The sequence below is a fragment of the Amycolatopsis lexingtonensis genome (assembly GCF_014873755.1).
Taxonomy (GTDB): Bacteria; Actinomycetota; Actinomycetes; order Mycobacteriales; family Pseudonocardiaceae; genus Amycolatopsis; species Amycolatopsis lexingtonensis.
The window spans coordinates 1768795-1794307 of the sequence record NZ_JADBEG010000001.1 but is presented as its reverse complement, the minus strand read 5'-3'; the positions used below and the strand labels follow the sequence as shown (position 1 = coordinate 1794307).

The following is a 25513-nucleotide window of genomic DNA, read 5'->3' as shown; positions in this document are numbered from 1 at the left end:
GTGTCCAATGTGGACGTCATCCGCGCGCACTACGCCGCCAGCGACCGGGGCGACCTGCCCGGCATGCTCGCCCCGCTCGGGGCGAAGACGACGTGGACCGAAGCCGCCGGTTTCCCTTACGCCGGAACGTACACCGGCCCGGACGAGGTCGCCGAGCAGGTCTTCGCGGCGATCGGCCGGGACTGGGACGACTACCGCTTCACCCTCGGCGACCTGCTGGACGCCGGGGACACGGTGATCGGCGTCGGCACCTACACCGGCACACACCGGCGGACCGGCCGGTCCTTCACCGCCCGCGTCGCGCACCTGTGGCGCTTCGACGGCGGCGAGGTCGTCTCCTTCGAGCAGATCGTCGACTCCGCGCCCGTCGTGGCCGCAACCCGGGAGCAGCAATGAGAAAAGTCCTTCCCGTCCTCGTGGCGACGGTGCTCCTGGCCGCCGCGGGTTGCGCCGGCTCCGACGCCGGGTCGAGCGGCCCGATCGTCGTCGGCTCGGTGAACGCGCTCAGCGGCGCGGCCACGTTCCCGGAGTCCTCGCAGGCGGCCAAGGCCGTGTTCGACGCGGCCAACGCCGCCGGCGGCGTCAACGGCAGGCAGATCGAGTACAAGGCGATCGACGACAAGGGCGACCCGGCCGCCGCCGCGGCCGCCGCCCGCGAGGTGGTCGGCGGCGACTCGGCCGTCGCGCTGGTCGGGTCGTCGAGCCTGATCGAGTGCGAGATCAACGAGAAGTACTACGAGCAGCAGAAGATCCTGTCGATGCCGGGCATCGGCGTCGACCCGGCGTGCTTCTCCAGCCCCAACATCGCGCCGGTCAACGTCGGGCCCTTCCACGACATGACGCTGACCCTGCTCTACGGCTCGGAAGTGCTGAAGCTGGACGACGTCTGCGCGCTGCTGGAGATCGCGGGCAACACGCTCCCGGCGTACCAGGCGGCGATCGGCGAGTGGACGAAGATCACCGGCAAGAAGCTGAAGTACGTCGACTCGACTGTCCCTTATGGAGGGTCGGACTACACGCCCTACATCGTCAAGGCGCGCGCGGCGGGCTGCAAGGCGATCACGGTCAACCCGGTGGAGCCGGACTCGATCGGGCAGCTCAAGGCGGCGCAGGCGCAGGGCTGGACCGACGTCACGTGGCTGCTGCTGACCAGTGTCTACAGCGAGAACTACGCGAAAGCGATCTCCAACGCGGGCGCCGGGGTGTACGTACCGGCCGAGTTCTACCCGTTCACCGACGCCGCCGCGCCGGCGAACCAGGAGTGGCGGGCCCTGATGACGAAGAACAAGATCCCGCTGACGTCGTTCAGCCAGGGCGGCTACCTGGCGGCCAAGTACTTCCTGGCCGTCCTGCGCGGGATGAAGGGCGACATCACGCGCGAGACGGTGACGAAGGCGCTGCGCGAGATGAAGCCGATCAGCGACCCGATGGTCGGCACGCCGTACGTGTTCGGGTCCGCGCAGGCGCACCACGACAACACCGCGGGCTGGCCGATCAAGCTGGCCAGCGGCACGAACAAGTGGGAGCTGTCGGCGCGGGACTGGCTCCGGATCCCCCGGCCGTAGGAGGACGTCCATGCTGCAGGGCGCATTGGCCGGTCTCGCCGCCGGCGGCCTCTACGCGGTGCTCGCGGTCTGCCTGACCCTGATGTCGCGGCTGGTGCGGGTGGTCAACTTCGCCCAGTCCGCGACCGGGATGTTCGGCTGCTACGTCGCCGTCTTCCTCGCCGTCCACCTCGGGTTCCCGGAGTGGCTGGCGACGCTCGCGGGCATCCTGCTCGGCGGCGCGCTGAGCGCGCTGCTCGGCTGGATCGTGTCCACGTGGCTGGCCGAGGCCGACACCGGAACGCGCTCGGCGGTGACGGTCGCGGTGCTCCTGCTGCTGATCTCGCTGGCGTTCATCCTGTTCGGCAACAAGCCACAGCCGTTCCACCCGCTGCTGGCCGGGCCGGCGTTCACCGTGGGTGGCGTGGTGGTCAGCCAGGTCACGGTGGTGACGGTCGCGTTGGCGGTGCTGGTCGCCCTGGGCTGTCGCGCGGTGCTGGCCCGGACGTCGCTGGGCGTCCGGCTGCGGGCGCTGTCGGAGCGCCCGACGACGGCGGAGCTGCTGGGCATCCCGGCCCGTCCGCTGTCGGTCGGGGTGTGGACGGCGACGGGGGTGATCGCGACGCTGGCGGTGTCGATCGTGGCACCGTCGCAGTCGAACGACCCGACGTCACTGGCGATGCTGGTGGTCCCGGCCGCGGCGGCGGCGTTGCTCGGCGGCTTCCGCCGGCTGGACCTGGCCGTGGCGGGCGGGTTGGTTCTGGGGATGGCGCAGGGGGCGGTCGCGCAGGCGGACAGGTTGTCGGTGCTGCGGTACTTCCTGCCGTTCCTGGTCATCGTGGCGCTGCTGCTGTGGACGCAGCGGAAGGAGGTGTGGGATGCGGCTCGCTGAACACCCCGTCGCTCGCGCGGGGCTCCCCTTCCTGGTCGCCGCCGCGGCGATCGGTGTCGGCTACGCGCTCACCGTCGGGCTCGCCGGGTACTTCGTTTACCTCGGGGTCAGTGCCGTCGTCGCCGCCATCGCCCTCCTCGGGCTCGGCGTAGTCACCGGTACCGCCGGCATGATCTCCCTCTGCCAGCTGACCTTCGCCGCCGTCGGGGCGTTCGTCGTCTCGGCGTGCAACGTCGCGGGCGTGCCCGGCGGGTTCGTCACCTGGCTGCTCCTCGGCGGCCTGGCCGCAGCGCTGGCCGGGGTGCTCGTCGGGCTGCCCGCACTACGGCTGCGGGGCATCACCCTCGCCGTCGTCACGCTCGGGCTGGCCGCGGCCGCCGACCTCACACTCGTGCAGATCCAGTTCCCCGGCGCCACCGAAGGCCTGTCCGTCGAGCGGCCCGAGGCGTTCTCCGACGACCGGTCCTACTTCCTGTTCGCCGTGCTGGTGCTCGTCGCCTGCGGGCTGCTCGTGCACTTCCTCCGCCGCGGCCGCTGGGGCAGCAGCTGGCACCTGGTCGCCTTCTCCGAACGCGGGACCGCCGCCGTCGGCGCGGGTGTGCGCGCCTCCAAGCTCACGGCGTTCGCGGTCAGCGCCGCGCTCGGCGGGATCAGCGGCGGCCTGCTCACCGGCCAGGTCGGCCTCGCCTTCCCGGCGAGCTTCACCGCCATCCAGTCCCTCGCCCTCTACGTGCTCGCCATCATGTCCGGCGCGCACCTGATCGACATGGCCGTGTTCGGCGCGCTGCTCTGGGTCGCCGTCCCCGAACTGCTGAAACGCTGGGGCGTGCCACAGGACTGGGGGTTCGTCGTGTTCGGCGTGCTCGGCGTCCAGGCCCTCACCGGCCGCGGCAACCTCGGCACGGCCGTGCGGAACCTCTGGTACCGCCGCGGGCGCACCGCGGGCCTCGGGCTCACCACCGAGGTCGCCGACGTCGAGCCGCTGGCGCCCGGCGAGCTTGTCCTGGAGGTACACGGACTGAGTGTCTCCTTCGGACACGTGACCGCCCTGTCCGATGTGGACATCACCGTCCCCGAGCACGGGATCCTCGGCGTGATCGGGCCGAACGGCGCCGGGAAGTCCACTTTGGTCGACGCGATCAGCGGCTTCCTCCCTCGGGCGAGCGGAACCGTCACCCTCGGCGGCCGGCCGCTCACCGGGTCGTCCACCCGCCGGGCCCGCGCCGGGCTGCGGCGGACGTTCCAGCAGGACCGCGTCCCGCCCGGCCTCACTGTCGGCGCGTACGTGCGGTTCGTCGCCCGGCGGCGGCTCACCGGCCGCGAAGCCGCCGACGCGCTGGAGTTCTTCGGCTGCCCGCCGCCGCGCACGCCGCTGTCCCGGGTGGACGCGGGCGCGCGGCGGCTCGTCGAGGTCGTCGGGCACCTCCTCGCGCGGCCCCGGGTCCTGCTGCTCGACGAGCCCGCGGCCGGCCTGCCGCACGAGGAGCACGTCGCCTTCGGACAGCGGCTACGGCAGGTCCCGGCCCGGTTCGGGGTGTCGGTGCTGCTCATCGAGCACGACCTGGACCTGGTGCGGTCGGTCTGCGACACGCTCACCGTCCTCGACTTCGGCCAGGTCCTGGCGAGCGGGCCGCAGGCGGACGTGCTCGCCGATCCCGCCGTCCTGAAGGCCTACATGGGTGAAACGGAGCTGCTGTGAACGCGTTGCGAGTCCACGGACTGACGGTCAAGCGCGGCGCCGGGCCGGTCATCCGCGACGTCGACCTCGTCCTCGAACCCGGCCGGATCACCGCGCTCGTCGGGCCCAACGGGGCCGGGAAGACGAGCCTGCTGGAGGCGGTGTCGGGGGTGGTGCCGCCGTCGGCGGGCAGCGTCCACCTGGGCGGGGTCAACGTCACCCGGCACTCCCGGGTCGCGCGGGCCCGGCTCGGGCTGGCGCACATCGAGCAGGGCCGGGCGGTGTTCCCCGGTCTGACGGTGCTGGAGAACCTCCGCCTGACCGCCCGCACGCCGGCGGCCGTCGACGAAGTCCTGGCGCTGTTCCCCGAGCTGGAGAAGCGCCGGGACTCCGCCGCGGCCCTGCTTTCTGGTGGCGAGCAGCAGATGGTGGTCCTCGCGCGGGCGTTCGCGGCGAAACCGGCGTTCCTGCTCATCGACGAGATGTCACTCGGCCTGGCCCCGGTGGTGTTCACGCGCCTGCTGCCGGTCGTCACGCGCTTCGCCGCCGACGGGGCGGCGATCCTGCTGGTGGAGCAGTTCACGCACCTGGCACTCGGCGTCGCGCAGGAGGCGGTGGTCGTCTCGTCGGGCCGCGTCACCTACTCCGGCGACGCCCAGGCCCTCCTCGACTCCCCCGCCACCCTGCACGCCGCCTACCTCGGCTCGTGAGTCACATCCCCGCGCGCTCGAAGGCCAGCGTGGGGAGGTCGACGGCGTGCGCGCCGCCGTCGGCGACCAGGACCGCGCCCGTGATGTACGACGACTCCGCCGAGCCCAGGAACCGCACGATCGCCGCAATCTCTTCGGGCTCAGCCGGGCGGCGCAGCGGGACCTCGGCCGTCACGCGGCGGTAGCCCTCGTCGTGGCCGCCGGTGAAACCCGCCGCCGCGGCGAACTGGTCCATCTCGCCGTCGGCCATCGGGGTCCGGACCCAGCCCGGGCAGACCGCGTTCGCCCGCACCCCGCGCGGCCCGAAGTCGCGGGCGATCGAGCGGGTCAGGCCGATCAGCGCGTGCTTCGCGACGGTGTAGCCGGCCACGTTCGGCCCGGCGAACAGCCCGGCCAGCGACGACACCACGACGACCTGCCCGCCGGTCTCCACCAGCGACGGCAGCGCGGCCCGGCAGAGCACGAACGCGCTCGACAGGTTCGAGCGCAGGGCCAGCTCCCACTCGTCGTCGCCGGTGTCGACGACCGACGACAGGCCGTGCCCACCGGCGTTGGCGACCACGACGTCGAGCCGCCCGTACTTGCCGATGATCTCGGCGATCGCGCTTTCGGCGTCCGCGCGCACGCTCGCGTCGCAGGCGATGACGTGCGCGCCGGTTTCCGCGGCCACCTTCTCGAGGGGCTCGCGCCGCCGTCCCAGCACGGCCACGTGCGCGCCTTCGCCCGCGTAACGACGAGCCACCGCCGCGCCGATTCCGGTGCCACCGCCGGTGATCGCGACGACCTTGCCAGCTGAGTCCACTGTGGATCCTTTCCTAGGCGGGGAACGCCGAGCGGGCCGACATCCCGAAGTCGGCCAGCAGGGCTTGGCCGTTGACCGGCCGCGAAGCCGGGGACGCGAGGAACAGCACCTGCCGGGCGACGTCGGCGGCGGACTGGACCGGGAACGCGGGGTCGTCCAGGACGGCACCGAGGTCGGCACGCGCCATCGGCGTGTCCACCACCGACGGGCAGACGCAGTTGACCCGGATCCCCGGCAGCTCGACGGCCAGCGCGCGGGTCATCGCGACCACCGCGCCCTTGGACGCGCAGTAGGGCACCATGCCCGGCGCGGCCGTGAACGCCGAGTCGCTGCCGAGCAGGACCGCCGCGCCACCCTCGGCCAGCCACGGCAGCGCGTGCTTGACCAGCAGGAACTGCCCGGTGACGTTGACGGCGAGGACCCGCGTGACGTCGGCCGCCGTCGTCGCGGCCAGCAGTGCGCCGACCGGGCCGGAGACCCCGGCGCAGCCGACGACCGCGTCGAGACCGCCGAACCCGCGCGCGATGGTCTCCACCGCGGCGGCCAGCGCGGTCTCGTCGGTGACGTCCGCCCGGACGACGTCGGGACCGGGCTCGAGGTCGATGACGCCGACCCGCGCCCCCTCGGCGCGGAACGCCCGCGCGCAGGCCAGCCCGATGCCGGACGCCCCGCCGGTCACGAGGACCGCCTTTCCGGCGAGATCTGTTCGCATGCGCCCATCCTCACCGCGCGCGGTGAGGACGTGGTTGGCCTCGAGCGCAGCGTTGTTGTCGGGGACCGCACGGGCGATGGCGCGCGCACCGGGCCGGGCCGAGACTGACCAGGGTGAGCACGCCGCACCCCCTCGACCCGCTGACCGCCGCCGAGCTGAGCGCGGGCCGCGCGATCCTCGCCGAAGCCGGGCTCGCCGGCGGCACGATCCGCGTCCCGCAGGCCGTCCCCGTCGAACCCGCCAAGGAAGACGTGCGCGCCGGCGCCGGCGACCGCCGCATCCGCTACACGCTCCTCGACACCGCCACCGGCCGGGCCGGGGAAGCCGTGGTGTCGGTGACCAAGCAGGAACTGGTCTCCTGGGACGACTGGGCGGACACCGAAGGACAGCCGTCGTACCTGTTCGAGGAGTACGCGCTGGCCGAGCGGCTGACGAAGGCGTCGTCGGGCTGGCAGGCCGCGATGGCGCGCCGCGGCCTCGCCGACCGGATCGGCCACGCCTTCTGCGCTCCCCTGGCGCCCGGGTACTTCGGGCGCGAGGACGAAACCGGCCGCGTCATGCGCACGCTGACCTTCCTGCGCGAAGACGCCGACGACAGCCCGTGGGCGCATCCCGTCGAAGGCCTGGTCGTGCACCTCGACCTGACGCGCCAGCGCGTGCTGCGCGTCGAAGACGAGGGCGACATCCCGGTGCCCGCCGAGCACGGGCGCTACACCGGCGTCCCGGCCCGCACGACGCTCAAGCCGATCGAGATCACCCAGCCCGACGGCCCGAGCTTCACCGTCGACGGCACCGAGGTGACGTGGGAGGGCTGGCGCCTGCGCGTCGGCTTCAACGCCCGCGAAGGCCTGACATTGCACCAGATGAGCTTCCAGGACCGGCCGGTCCTCTACCGGGCGTCCGTCCCCGAGATGGTCGTCCCGTACGGGGACGTCGCGCCCGGCCGGTTCTGGATCAGCTACTTCGACGCCGGGGAGTACCAGTTCGGCAAGAACGGCAACGACCTGCGGCTCGGCTGCGACTGCGTCGGCGAGATCCACTACTTCCCGGCGTGGATCGCCGACGACCGCGGCGAGCCGGTCGAAATCCCACGGGCGATCTGCCTGCACGAGGAGGACGACGGGATCCTCTGGAAGCACACCGACCTCGCCGGACGGCCCGAGGTCCGCCGGTCGCGGCGGCTGGTGGTGTCGTCGATCTCCACCATCGGCAACTACGACTACGGCCACTACTGGTACTTCCACCTCGACGGCTCGATCGCGTTCGAGGCGAAGGCCACCGGCATCGTCTTCTGCGGCGCCGGGACACCCGGCCGGGACCAGCCGCACGCCGCCGAGCTCGCACCCGGGTTGTTCGCGCCGGTGCACCAGCACCTGTTCTGCGCCCGGCTCGACGTCGAGGTCGACGGCGACCGCACCAGCCTGCACGAGGTCGACGTCGAGGGGGTGCCGACCGGGCCGGGCAACCCGTACGGGAACGCGTTCACCTGGCGGAGCACGCCGTTGCGGACCGAGCGGGAGGCGATGCGCCTCGCCGATCCCGCCCGGGCCCGCGTCTGGGAGGTCCGCAGCGCTTCGCGGACCAACCGGCTCGGCAAGCCGACCGCCTACCAGCTGGTGCCGAGCCCGTCGGCGACGCTGCTGGCGCAGCCGGACGCGACGGTGCACGCCCGCGCGACGTTCGCGACGAAGCACCTGTGGGCGACGCCGTACCGCGAGGACGAGCGGTTCCCGGCCGGCGAGCGGCCCAACGCCCACCCCGGCGGCGCGGGCCTGCCCGCCTGGACCGCCGCCGACCGCGACCTCGTCGACACCGACCTCGTGCTGTGGCACGTCTTCGGCCCGACGCACGTCCCGCGTCCCGAGGACTGGCCGGTGATGCCGGTCGACCGCTCCGGCTTCCTGTTCCGGCCGTACGGGTTCCTCGACCGCAACCCCGCGCTCGACCTCCCCTCCGGCGACCACTGCGACCACTGAGGACTCCCACCTTGACGACTCTCTCGGACACTTCGACCTGGCTTCCGCTGGACGGCCTCGCCCCGGGCTTCGACGCGAACAAGGCCCCGGTGGTCGGCGACCTGCACGGCCGCGCGTTCGTCCTGCACGACGACGGCGACGGCCCGGACCGCACCGCCCGGTTCACCGGCGCGCGCGTCGCGTGGGACGGCTCGACCGTCCTCTGCGAGACATTCCTGGTCGACCCCGACCTGTACTACGTCCAGTTCCACCCCGCCCCGCGCGAGGCGGTTTCGCTCCTGCTGGACCTGCGCGAAGGCCGCGCGCTGGTCGTCACCACCACGATCGGCGACGACGGCACGCCGCGCGTCACCCAGGAGTTCCGGCCCGCGACGCTCGACGGCGTCGAGGCGCGCGGGGAGCCGATGGCGCCGAGCACCGCGCTGATCGGGCGCCGGGTGGTGTGGGTCTACAGCCGTGAGCACGCCTACGAACACGTCTACCTCAGCCCGCACTGGTACACCTGGCAGTGCCTGGCCGGGCCCGAGCGCGGGCTCGCCGACACCGACGAGAACACCGTGTACCGGATCCGGCCTGGCATCCACGTGTTCGCCTGGCGCGAGAAGGTCATCCCGTGCGCGTCGGTCACCGTCGCCGACCACCGCGACGCCCGCCGCCTGCGCTCCCACGGCGTCCTCTTCGGACTCGACGGCACCGGCGAGCGGCCGACGCACTTCACCTTCGGCGCGTACGGGCGGCTGCTGAGCACCACGGTCCACCCGGACGGCCTGGACCCGGCGGAGGGCTGAGCCGTGGCCGCCGACCTGGTCTTGACCAACGCCGTCGTGTACACAGTGGACGCCGCGCGGCCGTGGGCGTCCGCGCTCGCGGTGTCCGGCGGGAAGATCGTCGCGCTCGAAGACGCCGAGCGCGGGCCGAAGACGGAGGTCCTCGACCTCGGCGGCAAGTTCGTGATGCCGGGCCTGGTCGACGTGCACAACCACCACGCGATGGCCGGGCGCGCCGAGCTGTTCGAGCTGACCTTCGGCGCCGACGCGGGCCTGGACGACATCCTCGGCTCGGTCCGGGCGCGGGCCGCGTCGCTGGGGCCGGACGAGTGGCTGACCGGCGGGGCGTGGGCGTCCACTTTGGTCTCGGCGTTGTCCACTTCGGCCGCTCGACGGGCGTTGGACGACGCTGCCGGAGGCCGTCCGGTGTCCCTTTCGGACGACAGCAGGCACAACCGCTGGGTCAGCACGCGCGCCCTCGAACTGGCCGGGATCACGGCGGCCACGCCGGACCCGCCCGGCGGTGTCATCGTCCGGGACGGCGGCGAACCCAGCGGGCTCCTGCTGGAGGCGGCCGGGGTTCTGGTCGAGCGGGTGACCGGCGCCCTGACTCCCGAGCAGCACCGCCGGGCGTCGCAGCGGGCGATCGAGATCCTGCACGGCTTCGGCGTCACGGCGTTCCAGGACGCCGGCGTCTCGACCGACATCCTGGGCGCGCTGCGGTCGCTCGACCTCGACGGCGAGCTGGCCGCGTGGGTGGTGACGTCGTTGCTGGTCAACGACCCGATCTTCGGCTTCGACCCGGTCGGCGCGCCGCTGCTGGAGGTGGCGGGCAGCTACCGGAGCCCGCACCACCGCCCGGACTTCGTGAAGATCTTCCTGGACGGCGTCCCGCCGACCCGAACGGCGGCGTTCCTCGAGCCGTACCTGCCGGACGAGACGCACGGCGGGTGTTTCCACGGGTCGACGACGATGGCCCCGGCCGAACTGACCGAATGGCTCCTGAAAGCCGCCGCGGCCGGTTTCTCGGCGAAGGTGCACTGCACCGGCGACGCGTCGGTGCGGCAGTTCCTGGACGCGGTCGAACAGGTGCGAGCCGCGGGGTTCGCGGACACGCGGTTCCAGGTGGCGCACGGGCAGTTCGTGCACCCGGACGACCTGCCGCGGTTCGCCGCGCTGGGTGTGGCGGCGGACATTTCGCCGTTCCTGTGGGTGCCGGGCGTGATCCCGGCGGCGATCGCCGAGGTGCTCCCGGCGTCGCGAGCTTCGCGGATGCAGCCGAACCGGGCGTTGCTGGACAGCGGCGCGCTCGTCGCGGGCGGGTCGGACTGGCCGGTGAGCGAGTCGCCGAACGCGTGGGTGGGGATCGCGGGGCTGGTCTCGCGGCGGGATCCGTTCGGGCGCCGGCCGGGGGCGTTGTGGCCGGAGCAGGCGATCACGCTGGCCGAGGCGATCGAGGTGTTCACCCTGGGCGGGGCGCGGGCGTGCGGGCTCGACGACGTCACGGGCGCGTTGACGCCGGGCCGGTCGGCGGACTTCGTGGTGCTGGACCGGGATCCCTTCCGGACGTCCCGGGTGGCGGCGACGAGGGTCGCGGAGACGTGGTTCGCGGGGCGGCGCGTGTTCGAGCGCTGACCCCGCACTGTCCGTACCGCCCCGCTGTGGTCTTGAATGAGTCATTCAAGACCTCCGGTGACCTGAATGAGTCATTCAAGACCTTGCGAGCCGGCCGCTACCCCCGCGCGGTCCTCGCCGGCACTTTCTCCTACACTGGTAGAGAAACCAGTGCGGGAGGTGCCGGGTGCCCAAGATCATCGACCACGACCAGCGGCGCAGCGACATCGTCGACGTCACCTGGGACCTCATCGTGCGCGGCGGGATCGAAGCCGCCACCATGCGGGAGATCGCCGCCGCCGCCGGGTTCGCCAACGGGGCGCTCAAGCTGTACTTCCCCAGCAAGGAAGACATCATCGCGGCCACCTACGAGCGGGCCCTCGACATGATGCGGCAGTACGTCGACCTCGACGGGCTCCGGGGGATCGCCGCGCTGCGGGAGCTCTGCGTGTCGTCCATGCCGATCGACGACGAGCGCATCACCGCCGGCCGGGTGCTGATGATCTTCTGGCAGATGTCGCTGGGCAACCGGACCATGCACGACAAGTACCTCGAGCACGTCCGCGAGTGGCGCGGGCTGCTCCACCGCTACCTCACCGAAGGCCGCGAAGACGGCGACATCGTCACCGAGACCCCCGACGAGCAGATCGTCGACGAGATCGTCCTGCTCAACGCCGGTGCCAACGTGATGAGCCTGGTGGCGGGTGAGTTCTCCACGATCGACCTCCAGCACCGGCACCTGGAGTCCCTCCTGGACCGCCTCACCCGCCCCTGAACCTCAGGCGAAGATCCCCTTCAGGTACGCCGCCACCTCGGCGTGCGACCGCGGGGACGCCGGCAGATCCGTGTACAGCCCGTAGAACCCGTGGATCTGTCCTTCATACCGGTGCACGTCCACCGCCACGCCCGCCTCGGCCAGCTGCCGGGCGAACGCCTCCCCTTCGTCGCGCAGGACGTCGTACTCCGCCGTCAGGACCAGCGCCGGGGGCAGGTTCGACAGGTCCCGGGCCCGCGAAGGCAGCACGTACGGGTCGTCCGACGCCGCAGGGGCGTACTGGGCGAAGAAGAACCGCATCGCGTCCGCTGTCATGCCGTAGCCGGTCGCGAAGTCCACATAGGACTGGTGGCCGTCGTCCGGGTGGCCGAAGACCGGGCAGATGAGCACCTGGGCCGCGATCGGCGGGCCGCCGCGGTCGCGGGCCATCAGCGAGACCACTGTGGACAGGTTGCCGCCCGCGCTTTCCCCGCCGACCGCGAGGCGGGACGGCGAAACCGCCGGCCCGGCGCCGCCCGCGGCGAGCCATTCCAGCACCGCGTAGCAGTCCGACGGCGCGGCCGGGTACGGATCCTCCGGCGCGAGGCGGTACTCGACCGCCGCCACCGCGACCGACGCCGCCGCGCACACCGCCCGTGACGCGACCTCGTTCTCGTCGATCGAGCCGATCGTCCAGCCGCCGCCGTGGATCCACACGAACACCGGCACCGGGCCCGGCGCCGCCGGCAGGTACAGGCGGACGCGCAGCACACCGCCGGGGCCCGGCACCCAATGGTCGGTCACCGACGCGACCGGCGCCGCCAGGCCCGGCAGCGGCCGGGAGGCCGCGAACGCCGCCCGCAGCTCCACCGCGGTCGGCGGGCGGTCGGGCACGGGCGCCGACGCGGCCCGGTCCAGCAGTTCCCGCACGGCCGGGTCGAGTCCGGTGCTCACACCGCCTCCGCGACGAGCACCCGCGGCGAGCCCGGCAGCGTCAGCCGGTCCACCGGGCGCCAGCCGGCGCCGGACAGCCAGCCGCGGACGTCGGCTTCGGGGTACACCACCGTGCCGTCGATGACCAGGTACTCCCCCGCGTGCAGCGCGTCGAGGGCCCGCGGGGAGGGGTCGTCGTCCAGGAAGAAGTCGAGCAGCAGCAACCGCGCGCCCGGCGCCGCCGCGGCCCGGGCGTGGCGCAGGATCGCCTGGTTTTCGGCGGCGGAGAACCGGTGGACGACGTGGTTCACCATCACCAGGTCGAACTCCCCCGCGGGCTCGGCGTCCGGGGTCGGCGCCCCGACGACGGTGGTCCGGTCCGCGAACTCCGCGACGGCTTCCGTGACCGACGGGACCGACCGCGGGTCGTAGACGAACGTCGCCCGCAGCACGTCGTTGGCACGCAGGGCCCGCACGGCGAACTCGGCCGAGAGGCCGCCCAGGTCGAGGAGGTTTTTGTAGCCGGTGAAGTCGAAATGGTTCGTCAGCATCCGAGCGTGTAGGGCGTTATACACCATGACCCCGCCGAGGAAGGTGTCCCAGCGGTCGCCGGCGAGGTCCAGCTCGCCGGGTTCGCCGGTGTCGGTGGTGTGCGGGAACTGCTGCCAGTGCGGGTAGCTGATCGTCTCGAGGAAGGTCAGGAACGGCGCGAGGTCCAGACCTTCCCCGCCGAGGTACGCGGCGGTGTCGGGCGTGAGCGCGTAGCGACCGTCCACGCGGGACAGCAGGCCGAGCGCGCTGAGGGTGTCCCCGAGGATCCGGACGGTCTTTTCGGGCCGGCCGGTGCGCCCGGCCAGCTCCCCCGCGGCGAGCGGGCCGGCCGCCAGCGCGGGGAACAATCCGATGCGATTGGCGGCGAAGAGCTGCTGGGCGGCCATGTGGCCCACGGCGATGTCCACGATCCGTTCGGGCGTGGCGGGACTGGTCGGCACGGTCGTCCTCCTTTGTTCGACGCGGACACTCTACATGCGTAGATAAAAGAGTCCAGCGCCGAATTTTCCCCGCACAGCAACAAAAAGCCGTGATGTTTCAACTTCCTACGTTTGTAGAATAAAACCATTGACACCACCTGGCCCCGGTGTCAACATGCGTAGAACTACCCCTGCCGGTGCCCGGCAGTCCGGCCCGCCCCCTCGCGGCGGGCACGAGGAAGGGGAATCCATGACGCTGCTCGAAATCCGGGAGCTCACCGTCGGCGTCGTCACCGACGGCACCGAGCGCGAACTCGTGCGGGAGCTCTCCCTCGACCTCGCGCGGGGGCGGACGCTCTGCGTGGTCGGCGAGTCCGGCAGCGGCAAGACCGTGACCGCCCTGTCGATCATCCGCCTGCTCGAATTCGTCGCCCCCGTCCGCACCCGCGGCGAGATCGCGGTCGACGGCGTGGACGTCACGAAGCTGCCCGCCGACGCGATGCGCGCCTACCGCGGCCCGCGGATCGGCATGATCTTCCAGGAGGCCCTCGACTCCCTGAACCCGGGCCGCCGCGTCGGCGGGCAGCTGGCCGAGGCCTACCGCGAACCCGGGTCGCTGCCCGGGCAGGCCGCCCGGCGCGGCAGCCCGCTGCGCAAGCGCGCCGAGGCCAAGGCCCGGCGGCTGCTGACCGAGGTCGGGCTCACCGACACCGACCGGATCCTGCGGCTGTACCCGCACCAGATGTCCGGCGGCATGCAGCAGCGCGTGATGATCGCGCTCGCCCTGATGGCCGACCCCGACCTGCTGATCGCCGACGAGCCGACCACCGCCCTCGACGTCACCACGCAGGCGGAGATCCTCACGCTCTTCGACCGCGTGCGCCGCGACCACGGCACGGCCTGCGTCTTCATCACCCACGACATGGGCGTCGCCGCGCAGGTCGCCGACCGGATCGCGGTGATGTACCGCGGCCGGCTGGTCGAGGTCGGCTCACGCGACGAAGTCCTGACCCGGCCGAAGCACCCTTACACGCGGGCGCTGCTCGGGTGCGTGCCGCAGCTGGGCGTCAGCCGCCGCGACGGTTTCCCGACCATCTCCCCCGCCCTGCTCGAATCGGCGATGGCGGGCGAGGCGACCGAAGCCGTCGAAACCCGGGCGCTCAAGCCGCGTCCCGAGCGGGCGCACGACGGGCCGCCGCTCACCATCACCGCGGTGTCCAAAGTGTACGGCCGAAAAGGACACCGGGTGGACGCCGTGCGGGACGTCTCGCTGGACATCGCGCCGGGCGAGTTCTTCGGCCTGGTCGGCGAATCCGGCTCCGGCAAGTCCACCCTCGGCAGGCTGGTGACCGCACTCGAACCGCCGGCGTCGGGGACCATCACCTTCGGCGCGCATGGGATCACGCCCGGCGGGCTCATCGGCGACGAGCGCGCGTTCCGCCGCCGCGTCCAGCTCATCTTCCAGGACCCGCAAAGCTCCCTGGACCCCCGCCACACCGCGGCGCGGATCATCGCCGAGCCGCTGAAGGAGCTGACCCCGCTGCGCGGCGCCGAGCTGGACCGGCGGGTGGCCGAGCTGATCGACGAGGTCGGCCTGCCCGCGGACGCCGCCGGGAAACTGCCGTCGCAGCTGTCCGGCGGGCAGCGCCAGCGCGTCTCCATCGCGCGGGCGATCGCCGCCGGGCCCGAGCTGATCGTGGCCGACGAACCGACGTCGGCGCTCGACGTCTCCGTGCAGGGCCAGGTGCTGAACCTGCTGCTGGACCTGCGCCGCACCCGCACGCTGAGCCTGCTGTTCATCACCCACAACCTCAGCCTCGTGCTGTCGGTCGCCGACCGCGTCGGCGTGATGTACCGCGGCGAGCTGATCGAAACCGGGACCCCCGACGAGATCCGCCTCGCCCCGCGCCACGAGTACACGCGGCGACTGCTCGCCGCCAACCCCGACCTGCCCGCCCTCCCCCACACAGGATCGACGCGCCCATGAAACGCACTCCCCTGCTCGCCGCCCTCGCCGCCGCGGCCACGCTGCTCGCCGGCTGCACGGGCAGCGCAGGCACCACGCCCGCCGCCGACGGGCCACCGGTCCGCGGCGGCAACCTCACCGTCGCCGTCCCCACCGATCCGCAGTCGCTCGACATGGTCGCCAACCCCGGCCAGGTGACCGCCCAGATCGGCAACATGATGTACGAGAAGCTGTTCGAAGTGGACCAGCACTTCGTCGCCCGGCCGATGCTGGTCGACACCTACACGACCAGCCCGGACCGGCTCGCCTACACCTTCAAGCTGCGTCAGGGCGTCACCTTCCAGGACGGCAACCCGCTGACGGCGAACGACGTCGTCGCGAGCCTCCAGCGCTGGCAGAAGAGCCACCGCACCGGGCAGCTCGTCACCCCGGACATCGACGCCATCACCGCACCCGACCCCGCGACGGTGAGCGTCAAGCTCAAGCGGCCGCGCTACCCGCTGATCGACGAACTGGCCGGCGCGGGCACCGAGATCTACGAGGCGAAGAACCTCGCCGGCCTGCCCGCCACCGGGTTCGGCCAGGATAAGGCCATCGGCACCGGGCCGTACCGGCTCAAGAGCTGGGACATCGGCCAGCAGCTGGTGCTGGCGCGCTACGACGGCTACAAGTCGCGGTCCGAAGAGGACTGGGGCGGGCAGGCCGGCGCGAAGCACGCCTACCTCGACACGGTCACCTACAAGGTTGTCGGCGACCAGGACGCGCTGATCAACGGGCTGCAGACCGGCCAGTGGGACCACGCGATGCCGGCCAACGACCAGTACGAGCAGCTCAAGGCCACCCCGAACCTGGTGGTGCACAACCTGCCGGGCGGCAACGAGAACGTCGTCATCCCCAACTTCAACCCCGGCTCGAAGTTCGCCGACCCGCGGGCCCGCCAGGCGCTGAACCTGCTGCTGGACAAGCCCGCGATCAACGCGGCGACCGGCGGCAGCAAGGACCTCACCCTCGAAACCGGCGCGTTCGCCTCACCGGACAACAAGGCGTCCTACTCGACCGCCGGCGACGACGTCTACAAGCAACACGATCCGGCCCGCGCGAAGCAGCTGCTCGCCGAGGCCGGCGTCCCCGCCGGGTCGACGATCCACATCGTCACCACGAACTCCTACCCCGAGTTCGGCAAGTGGGCCGTGCTGATCCAGGACGCGCTCGGGAAGATCGGGCTCCAGACGAAGATCGACACCTTCGACTTCGCCACCATGCTCGGCACGCTGACCAAGGACCCGGGCGGCTGGGACATCACGACGCTGTTCTTCGACTCGTCGCTGACCTCGCCCGCCCAGATGCCCGCGCTCACCCTCGGCACGCTCAACGGCTCGTCGTCGCCGGAGCTCGACGGGCTGATGACCGAGTTCAACGCCTCGACGACGCCCGAGCAAGCGAAGGCCGTCATCGACAAGCTCCAGGCCTTCACGTGGAAGCAGCTGTCGGTGATCACGCTCAGCCAGTCCCGGTTGTACGCCGCCTACACCCCGCGGCTCAAGGGCTACGGCGACTTCTACCGGGTCTTCTGGAACTCCTGGCTGGCCGCATGACCGGGGTGCTGCTGCGCCGGCTGCGCGACCTGCTGATCATCCTGGTCATCGTCGGCACCATGATGTTCTTCGTCATCCGGCTGATCCCGGGCGACCCGGCCCAGGCCATCCTCGGCCCGACCGCGCGCCCGGCCGACGTCGCGGCGCTGCGGTCCAGCATGGGGCTCGACGGCTCGCTCTGGCACCAGTACCTGAGCTGGGCCGCGCACGTGCTGCGCGGGGACTTCGGGACGTCGATCACCTACCACCAGCCGGTCCTCGACGTCGTCGCCACGCACATCGTGCCGACGCTGACGCTCGCCGTGCTGTCCACGGTGATCAGCTTCTTCCTGTCGGTCGCGATCACGGCGTGGCAGGCGGTGTCGCCGCGCAACCCGGCGGCCCGCGCGCTCGACCGGCTGTCCTCGCTCGGCATGGCGATGCCGGACTTCTGGATCTCGCTGGTGCTCGTGCTGGTGTTCTCGGTGACGCTGCGGTGGTTCCCCTCCAGCGGCTACCACGACCTGCTGACCGACCCGGTGGCCGCGGTGCCCGCGCTGGTGCTGCCGGTGACCGTCCTCGTCATCGGGCAGACGGCACTGTTCGTGCTCACCCTCCGCGAGAGCGTGCTCGGCGAGCTGCCGCTGGCCTACCTGCGCACCGCGCGCGTCAAGGGCCTGCCCGAACGGCGGGTGCTGCTGAAGCACGTCCTGCCGAACGCGCTGATGCCGCTGGTGACGCAGCTGGGCAGCAACTTCGCCATGCTGGTCGGCGGGATCGTGATCATCGAATCGATCTTCGTCGTGCCGGGACTCGGCCACCTGCTGATGGGCGCGGTGTCCACTCGCGACTTCCCGCTGATCCAGGGCGTGACGTTGTTCGTCGCGGTGCTGTTCGTCGTGGTCAACCTGCTGGTCGACCTGTCGTACGCGCTGCTCGACCCGAAGGTGCGTGCCGCATGAGCCTCGCCGTCGCCGAACCGGCGTCCACCGTGGACACTCCCCCGCCCCGGCGCGCGGCCCGCGCGTTCCGGCGCAACCGGACCCTGGTGCTCGGTTCGGTGCTGCTCGGGCTGATCGTGCTCGCCGTGGTCGTGCTGCCGTTCTTCCTGCCGAGCGTCAGCGCGACCGACCCGGTGCACCGGCTGCTGCCGCCGTCGGGCGCGCACCCGCTCGGCACCGACTCCTTCGGCCGGGACGTCCTCGCCCGGCTGGTGTCCGGCGGCCGCGCGTCGCTCGGGCTGTCCGCGCTGATCACGCTGTGCGCGGCGTTCTCCGGCATGGTGATCGGCCTGGTCAGCGGCTTCTACCGGGCCGCGGACGCGGTGCTGATGCGGCTGATGGACGCGTGGATGTCCTTCCCGGCGATCATCCTCGCGATGGCGCTGGCCATCGCGCTCGGGGCGAGCATCTGGACCGAGCTGATCGCGCTGACGGTGATCTTCACGCCGTTCACCGCCCGCGTGATCCGCAGCCGGGTGCTCGGCATCGCCGGGCGCCAGTACATCGGCGCCGCCCGCGTGTCCGGGATGAGCCGCGGCAAGATCCTGCTGGTGCACGTGTTCCCCAACGTGCTGCCGCTGGCCCTGGTCCAGGTCGTCATCCTCGCCGCGGCCGCGATGCTGGTCGACGGCGCCATGAGCTTCCTCGGCCTCGGCATCGCCCCGCCCACCCCGACCTGGGGCAACATGATCGCCGAGGGCCGGTCGTACCTGGTGGTCGCGCCGTGGCTGGTCGTGGTGCCGGGCGCGACGATCATGCTCTGCGTGCTCCTGCTCAACCTCATCGGGTCCGCGTTGCGGATCGCCGTCGACGCCCGGGCCCGCACGCTCGGCGAACTGCAGCGCCTGCGCCGTTCTTCTTGAGAAAGGACCTCCTTGACGCCTTCGACCTTGGCCGTGCGCCGGTTCGCTCCCAGTGGCCCGGCCGCCGGGCCGCCGGTACTGCTCCTGCACGGCTTCGCCTCCGACGGGCACACCGACTGGGTCAGCACGGGCTGGCCCGCGGCGCTCGTCGCCTCGGGGCGGCCGGTGCTCGTCCCCGACCTGCCCGGCCACGGCTCCAGTCCCGCGCCGGCCGACACCACCCCGAAGGCCGTCACCGAGGAACTGGCCATCGCGGTCGGCGAGGTGTCCGAAGTGGACGTCGTCGGCTACTCGCTCGGCGCGCGGCTGGCGTGGGACCTGCCCGCGCTGCTGCCCGTCCGGCGGCTGGTGCTGGGTGGGATCAGCCCGCACGAGCCGTTCGGCGCGGTCGACGTCGAGGCGGCGCTGGCCTTCGCCGGCGGTGGCCGCCTGCCCGCCGACCCGCTGACGGCGGCGATCGCCCGGATGATCACCGCGCCCGGCCGTGACCCGGTGGCGCTCGCGCGCTGCATCGAGGGCCTGCGCCGGGAGCCGTTCGCACCCCGCGTCGGGACGATCGGCGTCCCGACGCGGTTCGTCGCGGGCCGCGAGGACCCGGTCAGCCAGGGGATCGAGACCCTCGTCCCCCTGGTGCCGGGCAGCGACCTCCTCATGGTCCCCGGTGATCACGGCGGCGCCCTGCGCGGCGCTCCCTTCCGCACCGCCGCGCTCACCTTCCTCGACACCCCCTTCACCACGAGCCGTCGGGGTTGACGTCCCGGTCCAGGCGGAGGTGGGCGAGGGCCGCGCGGATTTCGGCGCCGTGCTCGCGGGCGAGGAGGAGCGCGCCGAGGTTGTCGGTCAGCTGCTCCGCCCGGCTCACTCCGAACAGGACGTTCGCCACCGGTTCGTAGGCCAGGCAGAACGCGAGGGCCAGCTGGGCAGGAGTGGCGCCGAAGTCCGCCGCGATCGCCGCGACTTCGGCGGCGGCGTCCACTATGGACGACCGGATGCCGCCGACGTCCGCCCCGATCTTCCGAGCCGGGGCCGCGGTGCCCAGCAGGACCCCGCCTTCGAAGACGTCGGACGCCTGCAGCGCCAGGCGTCCGCTCTCGAAGTGCTTCCGGTAGGGCTCGCCCTCGGCCATCGAGCGGCGGGCGATCGAGTACTTCAGCTGCGCGAACTCCGGCCCCGGCAGGCCTTCCCGCTCGGCGAACGCCAGCGCGAGGTCCAGGTCGGCCGCGAGCCAGTTGTTGACGCCCCAGCCGCCGATCCGCCCGGCCCGCACCAGCTCCGCGACTTCGGTCACGACGCGCGGGATGTCCGGGCGCTCGCGGTAGTCCCCCACGACGACGAGGTCTGCGTGGTCGGTGCCGATCCGGCCCAGCGACGTCTCCAGCTGCCCGGCGAACCCGCTGCGCGGGTAGTCCCAGAGCCAGAGCTTGCCGCACAGCACGTAGTCCTCGCGGGCGATCCCGGCCTCACGCACCGCCTCGCCGAACAGGATGTCGGTGCGGGAGTTCTCGGCGTGCGGGCCGAAGTCGTAGTGGGCGACGTCGAACAACGTGACGCCGGCGTCGACGGCCATCTTGAGCAGCCGGACGGCGTCGCCGAAGTCCATCCGGTCCCAGGTGTTCCAGGAGCCGAGACCGAAGGCGGATCTTCCGAGCACGGGTTTTCCTTTCGCCGCAGCACATCTTTCATCTACGATTGTAGAATGAAAACACGGGTTGTGGTGGTGACGGGCGGCGCGAGCGGGATCGGCCGGGGCGTCGCCGAAGCTTTTCTCACGGCGGGCGACCGCGTAGTCGTCGCGGACGTCGACGCGCGGGCGGCGCACGACGTCGCCCGGGAGATCGGCGCCGAGCACGTCGAGCTGGACATCGCGGACCCGGCGTCGGTCGACGCCGCGGTATCCTTGATCGCGGACCGGTTCGGGCCGGTGGACGTGCTGGTCAACAACGCCGGGCTGGCCGGCGGCGGTGGCCCGGTGACCGGCCTGCCCATCGAAGTCTTCGACCAGTGCCTGCGGGTCAACTTCCGCGGCACGTTCCTGATGACCCGCGCGTTCGGCGCGCACATGGTTTCCACCGGCACGCGTGGCGCGATCGTGAACGTCTCGTCCATCGGCGCGCGGCAGCCGACACCCGGGCTCGGACACTATGAAGCAACAAAGGCGGCGGTCGACGCGCTCACCCGGTCCGCGGCCCTGGAGCTGGCGCCACGAGGGATCCGGGTCAACGCCGTCGCGCCCGGCCCGGTGCTCACGCCGATGACGGCCGGCTTCGCCGCCGACACCGCCGCCCGCGCGGCCTGGGAGGCCCGGATCCCGCTGGGCCGGATCGCCGCAGTCGACGACGTGGTGCCGTCGGTGGTCTTCCTGGCCTCGTCCGCCGCCGGGCACATCACGGGGGTGAGCCTGGCGGTGGACGGCGGCCAGCTGCTCACCTGACTATCCCTTGTGGACGATCCGGCCGCCGGTCACGGTCAGCTCGACGGTGACCGACGGCAGGTCCGCCAGGGCGACGCCCAGCGGGTCGGCCGCCAGGACGCAGAAGTCGGCCACCATCCCGGGTTCGAGAGCGCCCTTCCAGGCGGCGGATCCGTCCTGAACCGCGGCGTCGGTCGTGTAGCAACGCAGCAGCCGCGCGGTCAGCTCGGGCGTGGCACCCCGGGCGCCCAGCAACTCCCCCGCCGCGGCGAGGTGGACGCGCCAGTCCGGCGTGACCACCGGCGCGTCACTGCTCAGCGTGAGCCGGACGCCGAGGTCCAGGATTTCCCGCAGCGGCCACGCCTTCGCCGCGACGTCGTCGCCGAGCGCGGTGGCGACCATCGGCCGCATGGCGGTGGCGATCGCGGGTTGCGTGGTCAGCCCGACGCCGCGCTCGGCCATCCGCCGCAGCTGCGCCGGGGTGACGAGGTCGCCGTGCACGAGGTGGTCGCCTTCCCGCAGTTCCGCGAGGACGGTTTCGATGCTGCGTTCCCCGGTCGCGTGCACGCCGACGACCAGACCCGCTTGGTGCGCCAGGGAGATCATCGCCGCCAGGTTGGCCGCGCGTTCGGCGTCGCCGGGTCCGTCGACGAGCAGTGCGCCGTGGGTGCCGTCGGCGTAGCAGTGGTGGGTCCACGCGGTGCGCATCGGCGGGATGCCGTCGGCGAAGATCTTGACGCCGGGGACGGCCAGCCACTCCTGGTCGGTCGCCGGGACCGGCGTGCCGAGGCCGCGGGCGAAGTCCGGCAACGAGCTGGCGCCGTCCAGGAGACCGAACAGCCGCAGCACGGTGACCCGCGCCCGCAGCCGTCCCTCCCGGCGCAGGTTCGCGTACTCCGCCAGGACATCCGCCGAGAAGCACCCGGTCTCGCCGGGGCCGAGCCCGGGTTCGGTGTAGCTGGTGATGCCGAGCGCCGCGCAGACGTCCCCGGCGCGCAGGATCGCCGCCCGCCGGTCTTCGGCGGTGACCACCGGGGTTTCCTCGTGCGGCGCGCCGAGGAGCGGGTGCGGCCAGCGGGCGCCGAGCCAGGTCGCGTGCAGGTGGGTGTCGTTGATGCCGGGCAGGACCGCGCGCCCGGCGAGGTCGAGGACTTCGGTGCCCGGTCCGATGTGGGCGGTCAGGTCGTCGCCCACCGCGCTGACGCGCCCGCCCCGGACGGCGAGACCGCCCGCCACTGTGCCGGCGGAATCGAAGGTGTGCACCACCCCGCCGTGGACCACCAGATCCGCGGGATGGATGCGTTGCGCCGTCATGGTTTCCTCCCGGACCTGGACTTTTTCTTCCACGACTGTAGACTAAAACGATGGCCCTGCCCACCCACACGGAGGCCGCCGTTCTCACCGGCCACCGCGCGCCCCTCGAACTGCGCGAACTCCCCCTGCCGGCGGATCCGGAACCCGGCGCCGCGCTCGTCCGGCTCACCTGCACCACGTTGTGCGGCACCGACGTCCACCTCTGGTCGGGGGAAATGAGCGTCCCCGGCATGCTGCCGATGGTGCTGGGTCACGAAATGGTCGGCGAAGTCGTCGCCACCGGACCCGGCACCACCGACACCCTCGGCCGCGACCTCAAGCCCGGCGACCGCATCGGCTGGTCCGAGTCCACGTGCGGGAAGTGCCACGGCTGCACGATCCTGCGCGAGCCGGTCGCGTGCGAGCGCCGCGGTTACGGCTTCCTCCAGCGCGCGGACCGGTTCCCGTACGCGACCGGCGGCCTGGCCCGCTACTGCTACGTCACGCCCGGCGCGGCGAAGCTGCTGCTCCCGGACGACGTCGAGGACACGTGGGCGTCGATGTCCGGCTGCGCGGGCAAGACCGTGCTGCGCGCGGTCGCCCGCTCCGGCGGCATCCGTCCGAACGCGACAGTCGTGGTCCAGGGCGCGGGCGCGCTCGGCGTGTTCGCCACGGCGGTCGCGCGGCTGTGCGGCGCCGGGGTGGTGATCACCGTCGGCGGCCCGGCATCGCGTCTGGCGGCGGCCGAGCGGTTCGGGGCCACGGCGACCGTACCCGTCGAGTCCACTTCGGAGGAACGCATCGAGCAGGTCCGCGAACTCACCGGGGGCCGCGGCGCCGACCACGTCTTCGACTTCGCGGGCGGCCCGACGATCGGCGAGGAGGCCGTCGCGTTCGCCGCCCAGCGCGGGACGGTCGCGATCGTCGGCTCAACCGGCCCGGTGCCGTCCCCCGTGCCGCTGGGCACGGTGATGGGCAAGGAGCTCACCATCGCCGGATCCCTCAACGGCGACATCGCCGACTACCACCGCTCGGTCGAGTTCTTCCGCGCCTTCGCCGGCCGGATGCCGTGGCACGAGCTGTTCAGCGCGCCGGTCGGGCTGGCCGGCGCGTCCGCCGCCGTCGAGTCGATGTCCCGGCTCGGCGAGCTCAAAGCCGTCATCGACCCCCGACTGCCCTAGGAGGGTTTTCGTGCGCATCCCCCAGCGCCGCATCGGCCGCGACGGGCCGGCCACCGGCGTCCTGTCCCTCGGCTCCTGGCACACGTTCGACCGGATGGACTTCCGCGAAGCGGTATCGTTGCTGCAGAGGGCGATCGACGCCGGGATCACCCTGTTCGACGTCGGCGTCTACGGCCTCCCCGGCGCCCCGCCGGTGTTCACCGACGTGCTGTTCTCGGCGATGGTCCGTGCCGCGGGCCTGCGCCGGGAGGACTACCTGCTGTCCGCGAAGCTGTGGCTGGAGGGCTATCCGGAGCACAGCCTGCGCGCGCAGCTGGAGAACGCTTTCTTCCGCGCCGGCGTCTCGCACGCCGATCTGGTGATCCTCGGCGACCTCCGCCGTGACGACACCGACCTCCATGCGCTCGTCACGGACCTCGCGGCACTGCGCTCGGCGGGCCTGATCGGGCAGTGGGGCGTCAACAACTGGTCGGCTTCGGCGATCAAGGCGGTCCACGACTTCGCCGCCGCCGACGGCGTCCCCGGTCCGGCGATCGCCCAGCTGAAGTACAGCGTGGCGCGACGGTCCATTCCGGACGGTGCTCCGTTCGCTTCGGTATTCGGCGAACTCGGCGTCTCGCTCCAGGCGTCCGACGTGTTCGAGGGCGGGATCCTGCTCGGGAAGGGCGGCCGCCAGGTCGGCCGGGACCCCGGGGACGTCCGGCAGCGGATCGCGGACTCGGCCGCGGACCTCGCGAAGGCGGCCGAGAGCGTCGGGGCGACGCCGGCCCAGCTGTGCCTGGCGTTCACCCTCACGCACCCGGCGAACACGACGACGTTGTTCGGTGCCACCAGCGTCAAGCAGCTCGAAGACAACCTGGCGGCGGTCTCGCTGGTCGAGCGCGTCGGTGCGGCGGAACTGCGCGCGCTGGTGGAGCCGTTCTGGGCCGACCGCGGCGTCGTCGATCCGGAGGGCCCGTGATCGAGCTGTCCGCCGAAACCCTGGCCGAAGTCCGCGCGTCGCTGCGCAACCTCACCCCGGAGGAGGCGATCGGCGACCGCGACATCGTGTGGTCGGACCACGTCCTCGACGGCGGCGTGGGCGTCACGGTCCTGCGCCCCCGGCACGCGCGGCCGGACGCGCCCGGGCTGTACAGCATCCACGGCGGCGGCATGGTGCTGGACGACCGCTTCGCCGACCTGCCGCGGCTGGTGCCGCTGATCGAAGAGTTCGGGTTCGTCTGCGCGACCGTCGAGTACCGGCTCGCGCCCGAGCACCCCCACCCCGCGCCGCTCGAAGACTGCTACGCCGGTCTGGTGTGGTTCGCGGAGACGTTCGGCTTCGAGCGGCTGATCGTGGGCGGAGGTAGCGCGGGCGGCGGGCTGAGCGCGGGAGTCGCGCTGCTCGCGCGCGACCGGGGTGGGCCGGCGCTGACCGGGCAGCTGCTGCTGTGCCCGATGCTCGACGACCGGACGTCGGCGGACCTTCCGGACCTGGTGTGGACACGGGAGGCCAACGACTTCGGCTGGCGCAGCCTCCTCGCCGGGCAGACCTCGCCGTACGCGGCCCCGGCGCGCATGGCCGATCTCAGCGGCCTACCCCCGGCGTTCGTCGAGGTCGGCGGGGCGGAGCTGTTCCGCGACGAGGACGTGGCGTACGCCCAGCGGCTCGCCCAGGCGGGAGTCCCGACCGAGCTGCACGTCTGGGCGGGCGCGCACCACGGCTTCGACCGCTTCGCCCCGGAGGCGGAGGTGACCCGGGCGGCTCTGGCGGCGCGGTCCTCGTGGTTCCGCCGGGTGCTCCAGACACGGGAGGTCGTGGGTGAAAACGCGGCCGACGCATCCCGGGCGACGTGTCTTGAATGAGTCATTCAGGTCTTCGGCGGTCCTGAA

At 72.4% G+C, this 25513-nt stretch carries 24 protein-coding genes; 18 read left to right on the top strand and 6 right to left on the bottom strand.

Annotation, left to right across the window (positions count from 1 at the left end; all coding sequences use genetic code 11):
* From H4696_RS08495 to H4696_RS08475, 5 genes are read left to right on the top strand one after another with little or no spacing between them, the layout of a single operon-like run.
* Window positions 1-396 (top strand): nuclear transport factor 2 family protein, encoded by a 396-nt coding sequence (locus H4696_RS08495; RefSeq protein ID WP_086864712.1) that lies wholly within the window; start codon window positions 1-3, stop codon window positions 394-396.
* Window positions 393-1565 (top strand): ABC transporter substrate-binding protein, encoded by a 1173-nt coding sequence (locus H4696_RS08490; protein WP_086864711.1) that lies wholly within the window; start codon window positions 393-395, stop codon window positions 1563-1565. Before H4696_RS08495 ends, H4696_RS08490 begins: the two co-directional genes overlap by 4 nt.
* A 10-nt stretch (window positions 1566-1575) precedes the next feature.
* Window positions 1576-2436 (top strand): branched-chain amino acid ABC transporter permease, encoded by an 861-nt coding sequence (locus tag H4696_RS08485; protein ID WP_086864710.1) that lies wholly within the window; start codon window positions 1576-1578, stop codon window positions 2434-2436.
* The gene (locus tag H4696_RS08480; protein ID WP_086864709.1) at window positions 2423-4135 is read left to right on the top strand and encodes a branched-chain amino acid ABC transporter ATP-binding protein/permease; all 1713 of its coding nucleotides are present in this window, start codon (window positions 2423-2425) and stop codon (window positions 4133-4135) included. Before H4696_RS08485 ends, H4696_RS08480 begins: the two co-directional genes overlap by 14 nt.
* Complete coding sequence (locus H4696_RS08475) at window positions 4132-4824, top strand: ABC transporter ATP-binding protein (RefSeq protein WP_086864708.1); 693 nt, start codon at window positions 4132-4134, stop codon at window positions 4822-4824. The genes H4696_RS08480 and H4696_RS08475 overlap by 4 nt, the downstream gene beginning before the upstream one ends.
* Before the next feature lies 1 nt (window position 4825).
* Here H4696_RS08475 and H4696_RS08470 read toward each other — a convergent pair whose 3' ends face one another.
* Together H4696_RS08470 and H4696_RS08465 are read right to left on the bottom strand one after the other, a co-directional pair.
* Entirely contained in the window at window positions 4826-5626 is an 801-nt protein-coding gene (locus tag H4696_RS08470; protein ID WP_086864707.1) for an SDR family NAD(P)-dependent oxidoreductase, read from the bottom strand.
* Window positions 5627-5639: 13 nt separating this feature from the next.
* On the bottom strand, window positions 5640-6338 hold the full coding sequence (locus tag H4696_RS08465) for an SDR family NAD(P)-dependent oxidoreductase (RefSeq protein ID WP_086864706.1): 699 nt from the start codon (window positions 6336-6338) through the stop codon (window positions 5640-5642).
* Between the two features lie 113 nt (window positions 6339-6451).
* On the opposite strand from H4696_RS08465, the gene H4696_RS08460 reads away from it, so the two are divergent.
* From H4696_RS08460 to H4696_RS08445, 4 genes are all read left to right on the top strand, one after another.
* A complete protein-coding gene (locus H4696_RS08460; RefSeq protein WP_192782170.1) occupies window positions 6452-8314 on the top strand; it encodes a primary-amine oxidase in 1863 nt (620 codons plus the stop codon).
* Window positions 8315-8325: 11 nt separating this feature from the next.
* Window positions 8326-9102, top strand: coding sequence for a molybdenum cofactor biosynthesis F family protein (locus H4696_RS08455; protein WP_192782169.1), 777 nt, complete (start codon window positions 8326-8328; stop codon window positions 9100-9102).
* 3 nt (window positions 9103-9105) lie between these two features.
* Window positions 9106-10716, top strand: coding sequence for an amidohydrolase (locus H4696_RS08450; protein WP_086865168.1), 1611 nt, complete (start codon window positions 9106-9108; stop codon window positions 10714-10716).
* Between the two features lie 166 nt (window positions 10717-10882).
* Entirely contained in the window at window positions 10883-11470 is a 588-nt protein-coding gene (locus tag H4696_RS08445) for a TetR/AcrR family transcriptional regulator (protein ID WP_086865167.1), read from the top strand.
* Window positions 11471-11473: 3 nt separating this feature from the next.
* On the opposite strand, the gene H4696_RS08440 is transcribed toward H4696_RS08445, so the two are convergent.
* Window positions 11474-12403: an alpha/beta hydrolase fold domain-containing protein gene (locus tag H4696_RS08440; protein ID WP_192782168.1), complete on the bottom strand. Its 930-nt coding sequence runs from the start codon at window positions 12401-12403 to the stop codon at window positions 11474-11476.
* Complete coding sequence (locus H4696_RS51170; protein WP_249027266.1) at window positions 12400-13374, bottom strand: methyltransferase domain-containing protein; 975 nt, start codon at window positions 13372-13374, stop codon at window positions 12400-12402. Before H4696_RS51170 ends, H4696_RS08440 begins: the two co-directional genes overlap by 4 nt.
* A 229-nt stretch (window positions 13375-13603) precedes the next feature.
* Here H4696_RS51170 and H4696_RS08430 point away from each other — a divergent pair, with 229 nt between their 5' ends.
* From H4696_RS08430 to H4696_RS08410, 5 genes are read left to right on the top strand one after another with little or no spacing between them, the layout of a single operon-like run.
* On the top strand, window positions 13604-15340 hold the full coding sequence (locus tag H4696_RS08430) for a dipeptide ABC transporter ATP-binding protein (RefSeq protein ID WP_192782167.1): 1737 nt from the start codon (window positions 13604-13606) through the stop codon (window positions 15338-15340).
* Window positions 15337-16914: an ABC transporter substrate-binding protein gene (locus tag H4696_RS08425; RefSeq protein ID WP_192782166.1), complete on the top strand. Its 1578-nt coding sequence runs from the start codon at window positions 15337-15339 to the stop codon at window positions 16912-16914. The genes H4696_RS08430 and H4696_RS08425 overlap by 4 nt, the downstream gene beginning before the upstream one ends.
* Window positions 16911-17855 (top strand): ABC transporter permease, encoded by a 945-nt coding sequence (locus H4696_RS08420; protein ID WP_086857090.1) that lies wholly within the window; start codon window positions 16911-16913, stop codon window positions 17853-17855. Before H4696_RS08425 ends, H4696_RS08420 begins: the two co-directional genes overlap by 4 nt.
* Window positions 17852-18757, top strand: a complete 906-nt coding sequence (locus tag H4696_RS08415; RefSeq protein WP_086857089.1) for an ABC transporter permease — start codon at window positions 17852-17854, stop codon at window positions 18755-18757. The genes H4696_RS08420 and H4696_RS08415 overlap by 4 nt, the downstream gene beginning before the upstream one ends.
* Before the next feature lie 12 nt (window positions 18758-18769).
* Window positions 18770-19510, top strand: coding sequence for an alpha/beta fold hydrolase (locus H4696_RS08410; RefSeq protein WP_225955628.1), 741 nt, complete (start codon window positions 18770-18772; stop codon window positions 19508-19510).
* Here the strand turns inward: H4696_RS08410 and H4696_RS08405 are convergent.
* Entirely contained in the window at window positions 19488-20408 is a 921-nt protein-coding gene (locus H4696_RS08405) for an aldo/keto reductase (protein WP_276328913.1), read from the bottom strand. The genes H4696_RS08410 and H4696_RS08405 overlap by 23 nt on opposite strands.
* 45 nt (window positions 20409-20453) lie before the next feature.
* On the opposite strand from H4696_RS08405, the gene H4696_RS08400 reads away from it, so the two are divergent.
* Window positions 20454-21188: an SDR family NAD(P)-dependent oxidoreductase gene (locus H4696_RS08400; protein ID WP_086857087.1), complete on the top strand. Its 735-nt coding sequence runs from the start codon at window positions 20454-20456 to the stop codon at window positions 21186-21188.
* Here the strand turns inward: H4696_RS08400 and H4696_RS08395 are convergent, their stop codons facing one another.
* Window positions 21189-22514, bottom strand: a complete 1326-nt coding sequence (locus tag H4696_RS08395) for an amidohydrolase (protein WP_338078658.1) — start codon at window positions 22512-22514, stop codon at window positions 21189-21191.
* Between the two features lie 23 nt (window positions 22515-22537).
* Between H4696_RS08395 and H4696_RS08390 the strand changes: the two genes are divergently transcribed.
* The 3 genes from H4696_RS08390 to H4696_RS08380 are packed head-to-tail and all read left to right on the top strand — an operon-like array spanning window position 22538 to window position 25486.
* Window positions 22538-23641, top strand: coding sequence for a zinc-binding dehydrogenase (locus H4696_RS08390; protein ID WP_086864049.1), 1104 nt, complete (start codon window positions 22538-22540; stop codon window positions 23639-23641).
* Window positions 23642-23651: 10 nt separating this feature from the next.
* The gene (locus H4696_RS08385; protein WP_086864039.1) at window positions 23652-24602 is read left to right on the top strand and encodes an aldo/keto reductase; all 951 of its coding nucleotides are present in this window, start codon (window positions 23652-23654) and stop codon (window positions 24600-24602) included.
* Window positions 24599-25486 (top strand): alpha/beta hydrolase, encoded by an 888-nt coding sequence (locus tag H4696_RS08380; protein ID WP_249027186.1) that lies wholly within the window; start codon window positions 24599-24601, stop codon window positions 25484-25486. Before H4696_RS08385 ends, H4696_RS08380 begins: the two co-directional genes overlap by 4 nt.
* Window positions 25487-25513 lie beyond the last annotated feature (27 nt).